This is a genomic window from Paenibacillus sp. DCT19, from assembly GCF_003268635.1.
Lineage (GTDB): Bacteria > Bacillota > Bacilli > Paenibacillales > Paenibacillaceae > Paenibacillus.
On the sequence record NZ_CP029639.1, the window covers coordinates 332,680 to 347,500 of the forward strand.

Consider the following 14,821-nt stretch of genomic DNA (forward strand, 5'->3'; position numbering starts at 1 on the left):
AGAGCGTAGATCCAAATTTAGAATTCCAAATGAAATAAATCTTGGATTTTCACTGGAAGATCAGGTTGTACCTACGGTCGAAAAGAGAACAGTGGAATTCAGGGCAGAACAGAACAGAGCAGAAAAGGCACTTCCATCAGGAAGTGCCTTTTTATGTGCAGTTTAGATTGGAATGCTCGTGAACGATAGGTCGAAAGCGTCGATTGATTATTTTAGCAAAAAGGCCAATGCTTCATCATACGTTTCCCATTGAAACTCGGTTTGATGATTGGAATCTTTGGAAATTCGATTCAACTGCATTTTGGCAATGGCTCCACCAACGGCCACACTGGCGCGTTTCATGCCCATTTGCGTAAGCATTTTCTGATGCTCTACAATTTTCTCTTTGGTATCTTGGGGGAATGCTTTCATATTACGCATATCGACCAACACATCGAATGAATCCCCTAGTGACGTACTCAGTTGTTGAATTTGTATGTTCGCCTGTTCCACTTGTTCTGGCGTTACAATTCCATCCCAAATAATCTCCAAAATGGATGTGTCTGAATCTAAAAGTCTAACGGACATTTAGGCAACTCCTCAGTCATGAAATGTATGTAAATGTGAGTCTATTTACCTAATAATTATACCTATTTTTAGCATAAATGAAAACTGTAATTGGCTCTGTGTAATACTTATGGACTATTTAGTCGTATGCGTGGGTTAATCTGAGGACGTGTAGCAATAAGCCAACAAGCGAAATTAAATAACAAAAAAGCTGCCCTATCTATAAACGATAAAGGCAGCTTTATGGGGATGTAACATATGGTATTGCATTATCTATCGCTAGTAACAGACTAATAACCTATTTTGAGACTATGACCTTCTGTAGCTATTCCCTGCGAACGAGTGATTGGCAGCTTCTGTTCTGCGGTAAACCCAAGTGTCTCCCCGTCGTGCAACGTGACATCATTCTCGATGACATAAGTTGTAGTCATAAACATCATCTCATACACATCACTTAACGCTTCAGCAGATTGGGTGATTTCCATCTCGTCTTTCCCAAACCTACTTAAACCGTATGTATAAGCCGAAGCACCTTGAGCATCTTGGAATAAACCAATGTACACCCACAGCGATACGGGGAGTTCGTCCTCCTTCAGCCACCGACTGACTTCTACGTATTGACTTGCTTCCACAACAAGTGGCGCTAGATATATGGCGAGTGTATGATCCATCTGTAACAGGGCGCTAGCTGTCTTGGTGAATAGAATATGTCCTTGAATCGCATCGGTTGCATTCAGAACAGAAACTATAATTTGCGATTGATGTCGGGAAGTCACCTGCTCCGCTTCCCGCCACAGTATATTAAGTTTGGCATTCTCCTCGACTTCGCGATCAGGCACAGGAGCCGCTATATGAGCGCATACCACTTGCATACCGTTCACTTCAAAAAATAAATTGCTTTCTTCCGGTTGTTCCTCAATGTCTATGTCCCATTCCTGTTTCATCTTATGAATGAAGACATTCAAATCACATTCCTCACGTTCTAACAGAACGAATCCAACGATGGTTTCATATTGCGGAGTGGATGTTGAAACCTCATCTACCTGCACAGTTTCCTTTTTACGACGTCGAAGTTTATCAAACAATCCCATAAGACGTTCTCCTTTCAACCAATCACAGTAATTGACGACATAAGCTCTATGTCATTACCTTACCATAACATATGAGGAGAATGTAATAATCCGAGATGTCATGATAATGCATGTGATTAGAGGAACAGGACGAGAAGCAATGCAATAATGGCAGGCAAGCCTTGTTTAATGATGATCGAGCGGGAGGAAGTTGCTCCTCCATAAATAGCCGCAATGACTACGCAGGCTAGGAAGAAAATTTGAATGTGCTGTCCAACAGCTGAGTCGGGATACAGTAGTCCCCAGATCAGACCCGCAGCGAGGAATCCGTTATACAGACCTTGATTAGCTGCAAGAGACTTGGTGGACTTAGCAAATTCAGGCGTGGTACCAAATGTTTTCATTGTACGCGGGCTGGTCCACATAAACATCTCCATCACGAGGATATACAAATGTTCAATAGCAACAAGAGCTACAAAAATCGTACTGATCACGAAAAAACACCTTGCTTTCTCATATGTATTTGATTACTTGTATACCAGTATAAAGCTTTCTCTTATAAACTGGAAGTATAAATATAATTTTGTGCAATTTAATTGTGTGTACACATACTATTCTTCATCATTCGTTAGATATAAGATTCGTCAGTCGAGCGTAGAATCAATTTTTTGAATGGTTATTCACGTAATCTTCGGGTGTGCTGCCTATGATCGACTTGAAGTCTTTAATAAAATGCGATTGATCATGATATCCCAGATCCTGAGAGAGTTGGACTAAATCGTAGTGAGAGCCTTGTTCGATGGATTCAGCCGCATTTTGCAGACGATATAACTTAATTACTGTTTTGGGGCTTATCCCTACATACTGATTAAACAGCCGCTGAAGTTGTCTGGTATGTATGTTAAAACATGCAGCCAGGTCGTCCACCCTCAGCATATCGCGGTTTAGTTCAATCTGCGAAACATTCTCGCCAACGAATTGAGCCTTATCATCCTTGGCCGGCATATGTTTACAGAGAAGTTGATCCATATAACTGACTTTTTCCGAATCGTTCTTCATTCCAAGCAGGTAATCTTCAAGTTCGTCTGAGGTAACATGAAGGATTGGCTCAACATGCAAAGGATTGCCATGTAGTGAAGATATAGGTGTACGGAGATAAGGATAACAACCCCCAGGCTTGAATTTTACACCAAAAACACTTCCTTTATCCTTAATCGTGTAAGTGAATTTTCGTTTAGAAGGGCCATAGAAAAAAGTATTTCCGTGCTCGACAATGAGATTCACACAAGGATTAGGAACGATATGCTGCGGATAAGGTTGCTTCCCGGTAAGATCCCAGGACGCAATCCAGAAGTGCCTCACCCAGGTGCTTAATGCTTCAGAAGGAGCATAACGCTTCAACTGATATGTGGTGTCCATCTGATCAAATTTCAGTATACCCATGTTAGCTCTCTTCATATCATTCGCGGATTGCATCTCGTGTTAACCTCCTTTTGTCATCCTTTATCATTCTTGTCATTCTAGATCGTTGTCGTATAGCTAATCTTTATGTAGAGTGTGGAAGTTTTCTGCTGTATCCAAAAACGACTACAGGTTAAACCTGTAGTCGTTCATATTGTAGCATTAAAGTGTGTCATAAATCTGAAATAAGGAACGGATCTGTCTATTCATCTGCATTCCAATATATCATAGAAGAATATGGTTAACGATACTTTTTTAGCAAAAGAAAAATTGATGAATAAGTTCGCTTTGTGAATAACCTCTTAGAGGTAAACTAACATATGCCTTGTCGTGTTTTTACAATACACCTTTAGGGTATAACGATAGGATAGTCATGTAAGTAACTCGCTTGTACATCAATTACATAAAGGGAGTGGATTGTGTGGAGCTGAAGTATGAGTTTTATATCAATGCTGGACTAGAAGAGGTGTGGAGTGCCCTAATCTCTCCAGATGGTACACGTAGCAGCTTCTTTGGCAGTGAGCTACGTTCGAACTTTCAGCCTGGTCAGCCTTTTGCTTATGTTGGGCCAGGGAACGATGGGGAAGAGACCGTTCATGTGTATGGACAGATTGTGGAGTTCGAACCCTTGTCTACCTTGAGTTATCTGGAGCACCCCGGCCCATCCTATCATGCGAATCATGAGGAGCTGCAATCCAGAGTGTCCTTCCACCTAGAGACCGTAGGGGAATGTACCAAGCTGACCTTAATTAATGATCAGTTCACGGACAATCATCCCTCAATCGCGAATGCACAGCAGAGCTGGTGGATGATTTTGAGCAGCATCAAGAGCTGGGTAGAGACAGGGAAGACCCTTCAGTTTGGTTGGTAATCGGTAGATGATCAGGAATGAAAGATAGCAAGACCTGTATTCAAAAAAATAAAAATTAATAAGCGCCGATGTGGCGCTTATTTTTATTGTATTTACGCAGGAGGGGGTGTAATCTGAACTCATGTCAGATCATGTCGAAATATAGGTGTATAACTGAAGAGGAGAAATGAATATGCTGTTTAACCGTACCCAACCGAACAAACCCAATGATTCGCTACAACAGTTGCTGGAATATAGTCGTAAACTCGTGGTAGATGCAGAGAACAATGAGGTTAATGAACTCTCCACTGTGGAGACAGATTTACGCGAATATGCTGAGATTGTAAGCAATGTGAATAAAGCTATACATATAATGAACCAAAAAAATGAAGCATTGACGTTACGGCTGACCATGTTAAATCAAGTGATGAACATTGGGGTCTGGGAGTCTAACATCGTTGCTGGGGATGCGCTTGATCGCAATAATAAAGTGTCGTTCTCCGATGAATTCCGACGCATGCTTGGTTATGCGAATGCACAGGATTACCCTAATGAATTTGCAAGCTGGGCGAAATCCGTTAATCCGGAGGACAGACCACAATTGGTGCAAGCAATCACGGAAAATGTGAATAACCCTAGGGAAGCTGCCCCGTACAACGTGATAAGTCGAATGATATTAAAAAGTGGCGAGGTTCGGTGGTTCCGTTGTCTTGGCCAGGTAATTCGAAACAATGCGGGGGTTCCAATCAAGCTCTTAGGTATCATGTTTGATATCCATGATCAGAAGACGGAGTCGGATGAACTTGAAGCACTCGTAACACGTTATGACCTTGTCAATCGTGCGTTGGTCGAAGCACCCTGGGATATGACTGTTGTCGCTGGAGATGTGGTTAATCCGAACAATGAATTTTGGTGGTCACCTCAGTTCCGAAGAGAACTCGGATTCAAAGATGAGAATGATTTCCCCAATGTATTCAATAGTTGGAGCTCTCGTCTTCATCCGGAAGATCATGATCGCACCATTAATGCGTTTGCTGAACATATGAATGACTATAGCGGACGTACACCTTATGATCTGGACTATCGCTTACAACGTAAGGATGGTGAATATCGCTGGTATCATGCGGGTGGTGAGACGATTAGAGACAATAATGGAGTTCCACTGCGTGTAGCTGGAACGATACGTGATGTGACCCATGAGAAGAACAAAGCCCAGGTTGTCGAAGCGATGAATCTGAAAACAGAGCAGTTGTCTGAATCCATCAGTGAGATGGTGCGGGGTATTAACTCGATTACGGATCAGGCGCAGGAGCTGGTGACAGCACAGGAATTATCTGCTGAGGCTGCTACGCAGGTGAAGGTTAGTGCGGATGAAACGAAGAATATTACGACATTTATCCGAGAGATTGCAAGTCAGACGAATCTGCTTGGATTGAACGCAGCAATTGAAGCTGCGCGTGCAGGTGAGCTGGGACTTGGATTCGGCGTCGTTGCGGGGGAAGTGCGTAAACTAGCAGATCATAGCTCTGATGCAACGGTTAATATTGAAGACAGTATGCATGCAATGAAGACACTCATTGATCAGATTCTGGAACATATCAGCAACATGTCTACACTGACACAGAATCAGGCTGCTCTCACACAACAGGTGAATGCGTCCATGGATGAGATCAACACGATGTCCCAGGACTTAGTGAATTTCTCACGTAATTTGTAATAGGAACGAGGGGGTTAGCTCATCCACTCGCAGCGGATAAATTCCTCAAAAAAGCCGTTTCTCTGTAATAGAGAAACGGCTTATTATGCATCGATATTGAAGTCAGTCTTTATATAAAGGGACTTATACTTGTTGAACTTTGATCAGGTTAGTGTTACCGGATTGACCGATCGGTACACCAGCGGACAATACAATGATGTCGCCTTTTTCGATATAACCTGTTTTGATCGCATTGCGTGTAGCGGACTCGAACATCTCATCCGTTGTAGTAACCTTATCTCCCATAACTGGAACAACACCTGAGAGTAGGCAAATTTTCGCAAGCACTTCTTCATGCTGTGTAACCGCAATGATTGGAGCTTTCGGACGATATTTGGAGATCATACGCGCCGTGAAGCCACTTTCAGTTGAAGTGATGATCGCTTTGGCATTGAGTACGAGAGAAGAACTTACAGCTCCTTGACTAATAACCTCAGTGATATCAGCAACTTGCTGTGCGGATTTTTGAGCAAATTGTTCTTTGTAATCAATCATCGTTTCTGCACGACGCGCAACTGCTGCCATCGTACGAACGGATTGTACTGGATATTTACCTGCAGCGGATTCACCAGACAACATGACAACGTCAGCGCCTTGAAGTACGGCATTAGCTACGTCACTTACTTCAGAACGAGTTGGACGTGGGTTCACTTGCATGGACTCCAGCATGTGTGTTGCAACGATAACCGGTTTACCTGCCCGGTTACATTTATCGATCATTTCTTTTTGCATCATTGGTACGTCTTCAATCGGTACTTCTACCCCAAGGTCACCACGAGCAACCATGATACCGTCAGAAGCTTCGATAATATCATCCAAGTTGGTCATACCCTCTTGGTTCTCGATTTTGGAGATGATCTGTACGTGATCCGCACCACGCTCTTTCAAGATGCTGCGAATTTCACGGATGTCATCGCCTTTACGTACAAATGAAGCTGCAATGATCTCGATGTTGTTCTCGATACCGAAACCAATGTGCATCACGTCGCGCTCAGTAACACCTGGGAGTGTCGTTTTGATTCCTGGCAAGTTAACACCTTTACGTGGCTTCAGAATGCCCCCGCTGATGATTTTACAATGAATATCTGAACCTTCGACAGACAATACAGTCAGATCAACCAGACCATCATCGATCAGAATGCGATCCCCAGGCTTCACAACCAGGTTCAATTCTGGATAGTTTACGGAGATACGTTCTGCGTCACCGAGAATTTCTTCTGTTGTAAGGATGAGCTCTTTACCTGCTTGAAGGTGGCAAGATGCTTCTTTCAATTTACCAATCCGTACTTCTGGTCCTTTGATGTCCATCATGACTGGTACATATGTGTTCAACTCAGAAGCTGCTTGACGAATGTTGTTGATCCGTCCAACGTGATCTTCCAGCTCGCCGTGAGCCATATTCAAACGGGCAACCGTCATACCTTCCTGGATCATTACCTTTAATAATTCGATTGAGTCACAAGCAGGTCCCATAGTACAAATAATTTTTGTTTTTAACATGCTATTTCCTCCTCATATTTTGCTTATATGTGTATTGTAGCGTTTTCTGTCGAATCAGGGTATGAACTATAGTACAATGATTGGAGTATAGTCCAATAATGAGGTGTATTATGGTCACTCCGTTAGAAGTACGACACATTAACGGTGTCGGATGGTTCGAAGAAGCCGTGCAAACACAGCAAACGTGGCGTCTTAGCTTGGTTACTTATGGAAAATGTGTATATTGGGTGAACGGTGAAAAACTGATCATGGAGAAAGGCGAGCTACTTATTATTCCTGGTGGTGTTGCTTATTATGGTAAAAGCATCCCTACTGTTACACATACCCAGATTGTTGTGCAATTAACAGGACAAACGCCTGAGTCACTGTCAGCATTAGACCGAGCAGAGGTCTTGCGGCATAAGCCAGGATGTTACGAACTGATCCATGAACGTATGAAGACTATTCATCAGCAGTGGCAGGAGCGCCCTTCTTATTATGTCATGATGAGCCAAGCCTTATTGATGGAAGTGTTAATTTACGTGAATCGTGAGATGGATCGAGGAATTATTCCACCGGAGCGTCATATGCAGGCGGAGCGTATGAAACGATATATTGAGCGTCATTATAGAGAGAAGGTAACGAAGGAAGAGCTGGGTGATGAGATTGGTAAGACCCCTAACTATGCAGCAGCGTTATTTAAAAGTATGACCAACCAGACTATTAGCCAATATGTCCATGATCAACGAATGAAGAGAGCCGTATACCTGCTTACCGAGTCACAGCTCTCTATCCAAGAAGTTGCTGAATTCCTCGGTTATCGCGACTTGTCTTATTTTTACCGAATCTTCAAACGAATTATTGGAAGCCCGCCGTCTGATTTTCTGCATGAGCGTCCGCCTGTAATCTGATAACCGCAGTAATGGGTATTATGGAATCGTTCGTCTGAAGGGTTAATTTTGCTTCTTTCTTCTATTAAAAAGACATGAAGGCTAAAGGTATGGGATTAGAGATAGATGTAGGTGTAGATACGCAAGTGGATGAGCGAATAAAAAAGAGAGCCTTCGGCTCTCTTTTAATGTACCAGGTGGTGAATTGCACCAACCTGTGTGTTATTACTAATTTAAGCATTGCTGCTGGTGTTGGTGGCACCCAGCGTTTGTTTTTCTTTTTGGTGAGCCGAGCTACGACGAAGGAGTGCTGCATGAACTGCCCAGTAGGCTGCTTCAGCAAACAGGATTCCACCGGCAACATCGAGCAGAGAATGCTGTTTTACAAAGACAGTGGAAGCGATGATCAACCATAACCAAACAGATAACGAGATTCGTAGCACCGGTTTGAAGTTCAAATGACGGTTGATGATAATAAACAGCATATAGCTCGTGAGACAATGAATACTTGGAAAACAGTTGAACGGTGCATCATTCGTATAAATGAACTGAACCAGCCAGCTACTCAAATCGGTGCCACCTACAACAGGCCGTGGTACATGTGTCGGAAACACCGCAAAGCAGATGTTGGCCGCGATGACCCCTACGTTATACGTTAGTAATGTACGCCAAAATAAAGATTTATTGGTCAGTCCCAGATAGATAAATCCAAGATACAGAATGGGCATCCAACTGATATATGGGTAGATAAATTCTTTGATAAAAGGAATTTGGGTATCAATCCAAGCATAATTGTAGAAGACGTCACTACCCGTGTTACTACCTAGAAAAACATAGATGGAGCCTTGCAACGGTATACATAGTATAGCCAGTAGATGTCCCCAGCGTTGAAATAGTGCTTTCATAAGTTCCCCCTGATCTTTGATGTGCGTCCTGCACGGTCTTTGGATTCTCTCTATATAAGACGTTGCTCCGTAGTTGTTACCCTGCAGGAATGAAGGTGTAAAATTTTCATATTACTATAATGTACAGAACTAGATATAAGCCATACCTGATTTTAGGGGAAAACCCCTTCAAGAAAGTCTCTTTTTTGTTACTTTTATAGTTTTATCCAAAAAAGGATACTGTAATATATTGCATATTGTAGTACAACTATAGTGTCATCCTAATTTTGGTGACATCGACAAAAGAAAATGAAAAGAGGCTGGTGCTACCCGATGACACACGCACAAATTAGAAAAGAATCGTTCTCGAAAAGGAGACCAATCCTGGCTGTAGTCATCATTGAGCTTTTGCTCTTATTCGCTGTGTTTGCAGCAGGTGCAGTGGCAACGATCAAGCAACTGGACTACACGTCTCCTGTGCTCCTGTCATTTATACCGATTGCAATTGTACTCATCACCTATTTAACCTTGCGGCGCAAGTGGGGTGAGATCGGATTCCGGTCTTTAAGAACCATTCCAGCGCAACATACAAAGTATTATATTCCGCTACTACTTGTATTGGGTACAATCGCTTTGAAGGGATTTGGAGAACTTACACTATCCAAGGTGATCTTTTTTATCTTCTTCACCCTGCTAGTCGCTTTTGTTGAAGAAACGATTTATCGTGGATTGGTATTTAATATTCTTCTAAGAAAGAGTGCAGCTGCTGCAGTCCTAACCTCCAGTATCCTTTTTTCGATTACGCATATTATGAATGCTCTATCCGGCCAAGATATAGCTGATATTGCTTTGCAGCTTGTTTACGCTCTTTTGATTGGGGCTGTTTTGGCACTGTTAATGCTCAAGAACGGAAATATTGTGCCATTAGTTTTATTTCACTTTGTACATAATTTAATTCAATTTCTGGGAGACGATTTACAAGATACGGGAACGCTCCCTTATGACATCTTTATATTAGTTGTACTCGTGGGTTACTGCATCTGGTTAACATATAGTCTGCGAACACATCGACATAACATGGAATCAAGTCATACTTCTAAACCCGTTAATTGATAAAAAAATTGACATGATAGTCTGATTGCCGTCAATCCTATGGAACGTGTTATACTTAATTAGACGGTAAACAGTTTGCGTGTTGAAACGTAAGTTAAACCGTACGATGTACGATTGTAGGTGTAATATGGAGAAAACTGCACAGGAAGTGGCAGAATGGATGGTACAGGAGATTAAATTCACGGGCACGCTTCGTCAAGAAGTTGCTATAGCATATGTGAAATCCAATTTTGGAGAAGAATTTGTGTTTGTGAATGAGAGCGGGAATGCATCCTTAGCAAAAGAAGTGAAAAAAGCGTTCCGCAAGCTGCACGGTGGACGGATTGCTTGGGATCGAGATAGCTTTACGTGGGCATGGACATAGCATTCATGAGGCAAGACAGAACCATACAGGAACGCTAAAATTGCATACGCTCGGATTTTTTATAAAAAAGGGTATAATTTGGATAGCTTTTGCATATCCTTTGGTAAGACCGTGCAGGAGCAGGGGGCTTGAAAACCCTGTTGTACTGCGCGGAATAACATGTATTTCCAAAGCTGTTTGAAAAGAAAATACAAAGATTTGCTTTTTGGCAGAATCAGAGTTATAATAAGTACATGTTGTAGAGAAGTGGAAAACCTAATTCACATATTGTAAAGGGCGATCACTTATAGGTTATGACTGGTACCTTTTTCAATGTGTGAATTTTTATTTGCTTGCTGCAAAGAACAAAGGAACATGTTAATCTTTATTTGGAGGTGTAATTCACATGCAAAACGGAACAGTAAAATGGTTCAACGCTGATAAAGGCTTCGGTTTCATCGAAGTTGAAGGCGGAGAAGATGTATTCGTACACTTCAGCGCTATTACAGGCGAAGGCTTCAAAACGCTGGACGAAGGTCAACGCGTGCAATTTAAAATTGTACAAGGAAACCGTGGTCCTCAAGCAGAAGAAGTTGTAAAACTGTAATTAAAGCTAGCTGCCTTTAACATGTTATAATGGTAAAGGCAGCTTCTTTTTTTTGTTATATAATGAAAGTTGGCCCAATAGTTGTCGAGGCAGGAGTCTGGTGGAGTGCAAACTTCCGCTAAGATAGGTTTCTGTGAAATAACGTCGGTTAGATGTTTTTCCATAACAAAGGGGGTAGAAGTCATGTATAATCGCAAAAAACCGTTGGAAGAGATTCCACAAGCGGATGCGGCAATCTGGGAATGTACGAGTGATACGTGCAAAGGATGGATGCGGGACAATTTTGCGTTTGATAGCGTGCCTACTTGTCCGATATGTGCTTCTGAGATGGTTAGCACGACTAGGATGCTGCCATTGCTTGAGAATTCGAATAGTAACCTGAAAACGATGTCTAAAGGAAATCGGATTTAACATAGCTTACCCGCCTCTTACGAGGTGTTTTTTTTAAGTTAAATAGACACCTGTTGTTAAAGGTATGGGTACTAAATATGAAGTTTCTGGCATTCGTTTTGGCGAATGCCTTTTTTTGTTGTTATAACAAAGTGCATTTTATATTAAAAAATAAGCTTCTCGCACTGCGAGAAGCTTATTGCTTTATTCACTGATAACTAACACGAATGAGCTACTCGTTCACGTTCTAAAGATTAGATGAAGAGGAAAGGCAGTAACAGGAGTGTAGAGACGAGTGCAATGTCAAATCCTGTACCGAACCCGCGTCCGTATCCACGACCATATCCGCGCCCATAACCATACGGACCATAAGCTGAGGATTGAACCGTTTTGGCAGCATTCTTTTTACCTTTTTTATGCTGCTGTTGCTTGGTTTGAACAGAAGAGAGTCGAGGTCCCTCGTAACAGCCATCTAAATATATTTTGCCATCACGACATCTTCCAAGTGTGCCATACATATGCTTCCCGTCTTTCATAATAAGACAAACCGGGCGTCCAACGTGCGGAGACACCGTATCTTCACATACCGGATGAATTCTATACATGCATATCCCCCTCGTAGTTGCGGTTGCCGCCTGAAATCAACGGTTTCTATATCATAGTAAAAGGAAGGAGTTTTGGTATGGACGAGTACCCGGAAAAAGCATAGGGAGGAGCCGTTTTTGAAATTGCTCCATACACTGAAGGGTGTAGGAAGGAGTTGAAGTTATGGACTACCATGATTTACTGGCGGGATTGGGGGAAGGCAGTGCGCATCCGGGTGGTTTCGAAGCAACGGTGCAATTGCTGGAGTCCTTATCTCTGCCACCTCGTAGTCAGGTACTTGAAGTGGGTTGCGGTACGGGAAGGACAGCATGCCACTTAGCGCGTCATGGTTATCGTGTGACTGCGGTAGATCTTCACCGCGGAATGTTGGAGAAAGCTGTGCGACGTGCTAGGCGTGAACGGTTGGATATTCGTTTTATCCAGGCGGATGCGACGGCTTTACCTTTTCCAGATGGTCGGTTCGATGTGGTGTTTGTGGAATCTGTCACGATATTTACCCGCTGGCGTGCTGCTCTGTCTGAATATAAGCGTGTTTTGAAGCCGGGTGGTCTGTTGATTGATCGAGAGATGATATTATCCGGGCAGAAGACGGAGATCATGAGCCGCAAGTTGAAACAATTCTATGGGATCAGGACACTGGCAAGCATAACTAGGTGGAAAAGACGGCTGAGACAAAGTGGGTTTACAGCAATTACAGTGCATGAACATTCACGCTCGATGGGAAGATGGAGTGTGGATCATGATCCTTATCGGGAGATGGATATGACATTGCTTGAGGATGAGCAAGTGCAGCGTATGGGTGGAATGAATGATCGGTTACTTGCTAAGTATGGCAACCGTTTGGGGTATGCTGTTATTGAGGCAAAGGTGCCGTTAAAGGATGAGTGAGAATATAGTGATGGTAAAGTATGCGTTATTGCTAGAGAGCGTTTGTGAGGTGTATCTAAATTAAGAGGGCAGTCCGTATGTTACGGGCTACCCTCTGGTTGTAATGACGCTATTACTGTATCCTCTGAGATTGCAGGTTATAACATATCATTGTCGATGATTCGCCAGTGATGTTTGAGTAGAGCTTCCAATTGAAGCTTATCCTTTGCTCGAAAAGCGCTGAGAATTTGCCGGTGCTCTTCGTTAACTTCATGAAGGACACTAGACAGCTTTGATTTATTATCGCTCACATAGGATTGACGGATGAAGCTATTCTTCAGTGTGTTTAACATTTCGATCACTGTAGCATTACCACACCGCTGAATGTATAAATTGTGAAACTGGTATTGATCCTTGTTATAGGCTGCCAGGTCCAATTGGTTAATCGCTTCGTCCATTCGAGCAATAAGAGTTTCCATCTCCAGTAACTCCGAGGTTTTGAGGAGGTCTACAGCCAGAGTTGCAGCAAGTGCTTCGAGAGCCCCGATGGCTTGAGAAAATTCTAACTTTTTGCCTGCATCAAAAGGAGTGACGATAAAACCTCTACGAGGGATATATTGCAGCAAATTGTCTGAAGCGAGTTGGAACAGCGCCTCCCGCGTAGGCGTACGGCTGATGTCTAGTTTTTTACAGATCTCTGCCTCGTTGATTTTTTGGTTAGGGAGTAGTGTTCCGTCTTGAATTTTCTGTGCTATATAATCGTAAACATGATCTTTCAAGGACCGGTATTTAGGTACTTCCATACCGAATCCTCCCTTCTATATAGTGATGATTAAATGTGTGTGGGGGTATGACCCCGGATTGGTGCACCGCTCAAGTGTTTCAAGTTTTTATCATCTTAACACCGAGGTGGGAGTTGGGCAAGCAAACGTAAGCGTTAACTTGCATAATGATCGCACGGAATTGTAACCGGGTTATGTTATGGAGAAGGGACATATAAATGTGTTTCTTGTGTTGCTATCCAGTGCATTGTTTGATACTATTACTTACAATAAAGACCATATATTGTATGTTGTATATTGTATACAAATTCACATTGTAAATTTTTCTATAAGATAATCATATATTAAAGAAGCATCTGTCGAGTCTAGACTATTGTGAAATAAGTGAAGATAAGTTGTAGGTAATTAGGGCAAAGCATACACTGATGTTGTATTTTGTATACAATATAATGTTAAAGGAGTGCTGAGAGCTATGCCGGATTCTAAACAGCTAATGGAATGGTCGGAACGTTATGCAGCTCCGAATTATCACCCTCTTCCAATTGTGATAGAACGTGCGGAGGGGGTCTGGGTAGAAGATCCGGAAGGTCGGCGTTACATGGATATGTTGAGTGCATACTCGGCTATGAATCATGGGCACAGGCATCCAGTCATTATACAGGCACTGAAGAAGCAAGCCGATCAAGTGACATTAACATCGCGTGCGTTCCATAGCACGACTGCTTCTCATTTTTATCAGAAACTTGCACAGTTTACAGATAAGTCGAAGATATTGGCGATGAATACCGGTGCTGAAGCTGTAGAGACTGCCGTAAAGGCGGCTCGCAGATGGGCATATCGCAGCAAGGGAGTGCCGGAAAACCAGGCAGAGATCATTGTGTGTGCAGGTAACTTTCATGGCAGAACATTAACCGTGACTTCATTCTCATCTTCCGCAGAATACAAGAAAGATTTTGGTCCCTTTACTCCGGGATTTCGCATTATTCCGTATGGTGACCTTGAGGCATTGAAACAGGCCATTACTCCGAATACAGCTGCATTTCTAGTAGAGCCGATTCAAGGAGAAGCGGGAATTGTTATTCCGCCAAAAGGGTATCTTGCAGATGCATTTGCTTACTGCAAGCAGCAACGCGTACTAACTATAGCTGATGAGATCCAGACTGGATTCGGTCGAACG

General features: G+C 42.7%; 17 protein-coding genes (1 of these 17 cut by a window edge). 9 read left to right on the forward strand and 8 right to left on the reverse strand.

Going from position 1 to position 14,821, the window contains the following annotated elements; all coding sequences use genetic code 11:
• Positions 1 to 207: 207 nt before the first annotated feature.
• From DMB88_RS01490 to DMB88_RS01505, 4 genes are all read right to left on the reverse strand, one after another.
• Entirely contained in the window at positions 208 to 567 is a 360-nt protein-coding gene (locus DMB88_RS01490; protein WP_128099928.1) for a hypothetical protein, read from the reverse strand.
• 269 nt (positions 568 to 836) lie between these two features.
• On the reverse strand, positions 837 to 1,637 hold the full coding sequence (locus tag DMB88_RS01495; protein ID WP_128099929.1) for a DUF4261 domain-containing protein: 801 nt from the start codon (positions 1,635 to 1,637) through the stop codon (positions 837 to 839).
• A gap of 116 nt (positions 1,638 to 1,753) precedes the next feature.
• Entirely contained in the window at positions 1,754 to 2,110 is a 357-nt protein-coding gene (locus DMB88_RS01500; RefSeq protein WP_128099930.1) for a DUF1304 domain-containing protein, read from the reverse strand.
• Positions 2,111 to 2,276: 166 nt separating this feature from the next.
• Positions 2,277 to 3,092, reverse strand: a complete 816-nt coding sequence (locus DMB88_RS01505; protein ID WP_128099931.1) for an AraC family transcriptional regulator — start codon at positions 3,090 to 3,092, stop codon at positions 2,277 to 2,279.
• Between the two features lie 406 nt (positions 3,093 to 3,498).
• On the opposite strand from DMB88_RS01505, the gene DMB88_RS01510 reads away from it, so the two are divergent.
• Positions 3,499 to 3,948 carry an SRPBCC family protein gene (locus DMB88_RS01510; protein ID WP_128099932.1) on the forward strand — a complete coding sequence of 150 codons (450 nt, stop codon included), beginning with the start codon at positions 3,499 to 3,501 and terminating at the stop codon, positions 3,946 to 3,948.
• A 172-nt stretch (positions 3,949 to 4,120) separates the two neighbouring features.
• Positions 4,121 to 5,644 carry a methyl-accepting chemotaxis protein gene (locus tag DMB88_RS01515; protein ID WP_128099933.1) on the forward strand — a complete coding sequence of 508 codons (1,524 nt, stop codon included), beginning with the start codon at positions 4,121 to 4,123 and terminating at the stop codon, positions 5,642 to 5,644.
• A gap of 123 nt (positions 5,645 to 5,767) precedes the next feature.
• Here the strand turns inward: DMB88_RS01515 and pyk are convergent, their stop codons facing one another.
• Entirely contained in the window at positions 5,768 to 7,183 is a 1,416-nt protein-coding gene (gene pyk / locus DMB88_RS01520; RefSeq protein ID WP_128099934.1) for a pyruvate kinase, read from the reverse strand.
• Positions 7,184 to 7,293: 110 nt separating this feature from the next.
• Between pyk and DMB88_RS01525 the strand changes: the two genes are divergently transcribed.
• Positions 7,294 to 8,073 carry a helix-turn-helix transcriptional regulator gene (locus tag DMB88_RS01525; protein WP_128099935.1) on the forward strand — a complete coding sequence of 260 codons (780 nt, stop codon included), beginning with the start codon at positions 7,294 to 7,296 and terminating at the stop codon, positions 8,071 to 8,073.
• A gap of 212 nt (positions 8,074 to 8,285) precedes the next feature.
• Here DMB88_RS01525 and DMB88_RS01530 read toward each other — a convergent pair whose 3' ends face one another.
• Entirely contained in the window at positions 8,286 to 8,957 is a 672-nt protein-coding gene (locus DMB88_RS01530) for a phosphatase PAP2 family protein (RefSeq protein ID WP_128099936.1), read from the reverse strand.
• A gap of 312 nt (positions 8,958 to 9,269) precedes the next feature.
• Between DMB88_RS01530 and DMB88_RS01535 the strand changes: the two genes are divergently transcribed.
• The 4 genes from DMB88_RS01535 to DMB88_RS01550 all read left to right on the forward strand — a co-directional run bounded on the left by DMB88_RS01535 (position 9,270) and on the right by DMB88_RS01550 (position 11,410).
• Positions 9,270 to 10,049 carry a CPBP family intramembrane glutamic endopeptidase gene (locus DMB88_RS01535; RefSeq protein ID WP_128099937.1) on the forward strand — a complete coding sequence of 260 codons (780 nt, stop codon included), beginning with the start codon at positions 9,270 to 9,272 and terminating at the stop codon, positions 10,047 to 10,049.
• A 127-nt stretch (positions 10,050 to 10,176) separates the two neighbouring features.
• Positions 10,177 to 10,413: a DUF6953 family protein gene (locus DMB88_RS01540; protein ID WP_128099938.1), complete on the forward strand. Its 237-nt coding sequence runs from the start codon at positions 10,177 to 10,179 to the stop codon at positions 10,411 to 10,413.
• A gap of 385 nt (positions 10,414 to 10,798) precedes the next feature.
• Entirely contained in the window at positions 10,799 to 10,999 is a 201-nt protein-coding gene (locus DMB88_RS01545; protein ID WP_024633772.1) for a cold-shock protein, read from the forward strand.
• A 183-nt stretch (positions 11,000 to 11,182) separates the two neighbouring features.
• Positions 11,183 to 11,410, forward strand: coding sequence for a cold-shock protein (locus DMB88_RS01550; protein ID WP_056697134.1), 228 nt, complete (start codon positions 11,183 to 11,185; stop codon positions 11,408 to 11,410).
• 233 nt (positions 11,411 to 11,643) lie between these two features.
• Here DMB88_RS01550 and DMB88_RS01555 read toward each other — a convergent pair whose 3' ends face one another.
• Positions 11,644 to 11,994, reverse strand: a complete 351-nt coding sequence (locus DMB88_RS01555; protein ID WP_128099939.1) for a hypothetical protein — start codon at positions 11,992 to 11,994, stop codon at positions 11,644 to 11,646.
• A 163-nt stretch (positions 11,995 to 12,157) separates the two neighbouring features.
• Between DMB88_RS01555 and DMB88_RS01560 the strand changes: the two genes are divergently transcribed.
• The gene (locus DMB88_RS01560; protein WP_128099940.1) at positions 12,158 to 12,883 is read left to right on the forward strand and encodes a class I SAM-dependent methyltransferase; all 726 of its coding nucleotides are present in this window, start codon (positions 12,158 to 12,160) and stop codon (positions 12,881 to 12,883) included.
• 137 nt (positions 12,884 to 13,020) lie between these two features.
• On the opposite strand, the gene DMB88_RS01565 is transcribed toward DMB88_RS01560, so the two are convergent.
• Positions 13,021 to 13,665, reverse strand: a complete 645-nt coding sequence (locus DMB88_RS01565) for a GntR family transcriptional regulator (RefSeq protein WP_128099941.1) — start codon at positions 13,663 to 13,665, stop codon at positions 13,021 to 13,023.
• Between the two features lie 451 nt (positions 13,666 to 14,116).
• Here DMB88_RS01565 and DMB88_RS01570 point away from each other — a divergent pair, with 451 nt between their 5' ends.
• A protein-coding gene (locus DMB88_RS01570; protein ID WP_128099942.1) for an ornithine--oxo-acid transaminase crosses the window boundary here: on the forward strand, positions 14,117 to 14,821 show its 5' portion. It continues 489 nt past the right edge of the window; only the first 705 of its 1,194 coding nucleotides appear in the window; it begins with the start codon at positions 14,117 to 14,119; the stop codon falls past the right edge of the window.

Bases quoted from the DNA above. Each gene is read 5' to 3' on its own strand.
- DMB88_RS01490 (WP_128099928.1), bottom strand. From the start codon at position 567: ATGTCCGTTAGACTTTTAGATTCAGACACATCCATTTTGGAGATTATT.
- DMB88_RS01495 (WP_128099929.1), bottom strand. From the start codon at position 1,637: ATGGGATTGTTTGATAAACTTCGACGTCGTAAAAAGGAAACTGTGCAG.
- DMB88_RS01505 (WP_128099931.1), bottom strand. From the start codon at position 3,092: ATGCAATCCGCGAATGATATGAAGAGAGCTAACATGGGTATACTGAAA.
- DMB88_RS01515 (WP_128099933.1), top strand. From the start codon at position 4,121: ATGCTGTTTAACCGTACCCAACCGAACAAACCCAATGATTCGCTACAA.
- pyk (WP_128099934.1), bottom strand. From the start codon at position 7,183: ATGTTAAAAACAAAAATTATTTGTACTATGGGACCTGCTTGTGACTCA.
- DMB88_RS01525 (WP_128099935.1), top strand. From the start codon at position 7,294: ATGGTCACTCCGTTAGAAGTACGACACATTAACGGTGTCGGATGGTTC.
- DMB88_RS01530 (WP_128099936.1), bottom strand. From the start codon at position 8,957: ATGAAAGCACTATTTCAACGCTGGGGACATCTACTGGCTATACTATGT.
- DMB88_RS01535 (WP_128099937.1), top strand. From the start codon at position 9,270: ATGACACACGCACAAATTAGAAAAGAATCGTTCTCGAAAAGGAGACCA.
- DMB88_RS01540 (WP_128099938.1), top strand. From the start codon at position 10,177: ATGGAGAAAACTGCACAGGAAGTGGCAGAATGGATGGTACAGGAGATT.
- DMB88_RS01545 (WP_024633772.1), top strand. From the start codon at position 10,799: ATGCAAAACGGAACAGTAAAATGGTTCAACGCTGATAAAGGCTTCGGT.
- DMB88_RS01550 (WP_056697134.1), top strand. From the start codon at position 11,183: ATGTATAATCGCAAAAAACCGTTGGAAGAGATTCCACAAGCGGATGCG.
- DMB88_RS01555 (WP_128099939.1), bottom strand. From the start codon at position 11,994: ATGTATAGAATTCATCCGGTATGTGAAGATACGGTGTCTCCGCACGTT.
- DMB88_RS01560 (WP_128099940.1), top strand. From the start codon at position 12,158: ATGGACTACCATGATTTACTGGCGGGATTGGGGGAAGGCAGTGCGCAT.
- DMB88_RS01565 (WP_128099941.1), bottom strand. From the start codon at position 13,665: ATGGAAGTACCTAAATACCGGTCCTTGAAAGATCATGTTTACGATTAT.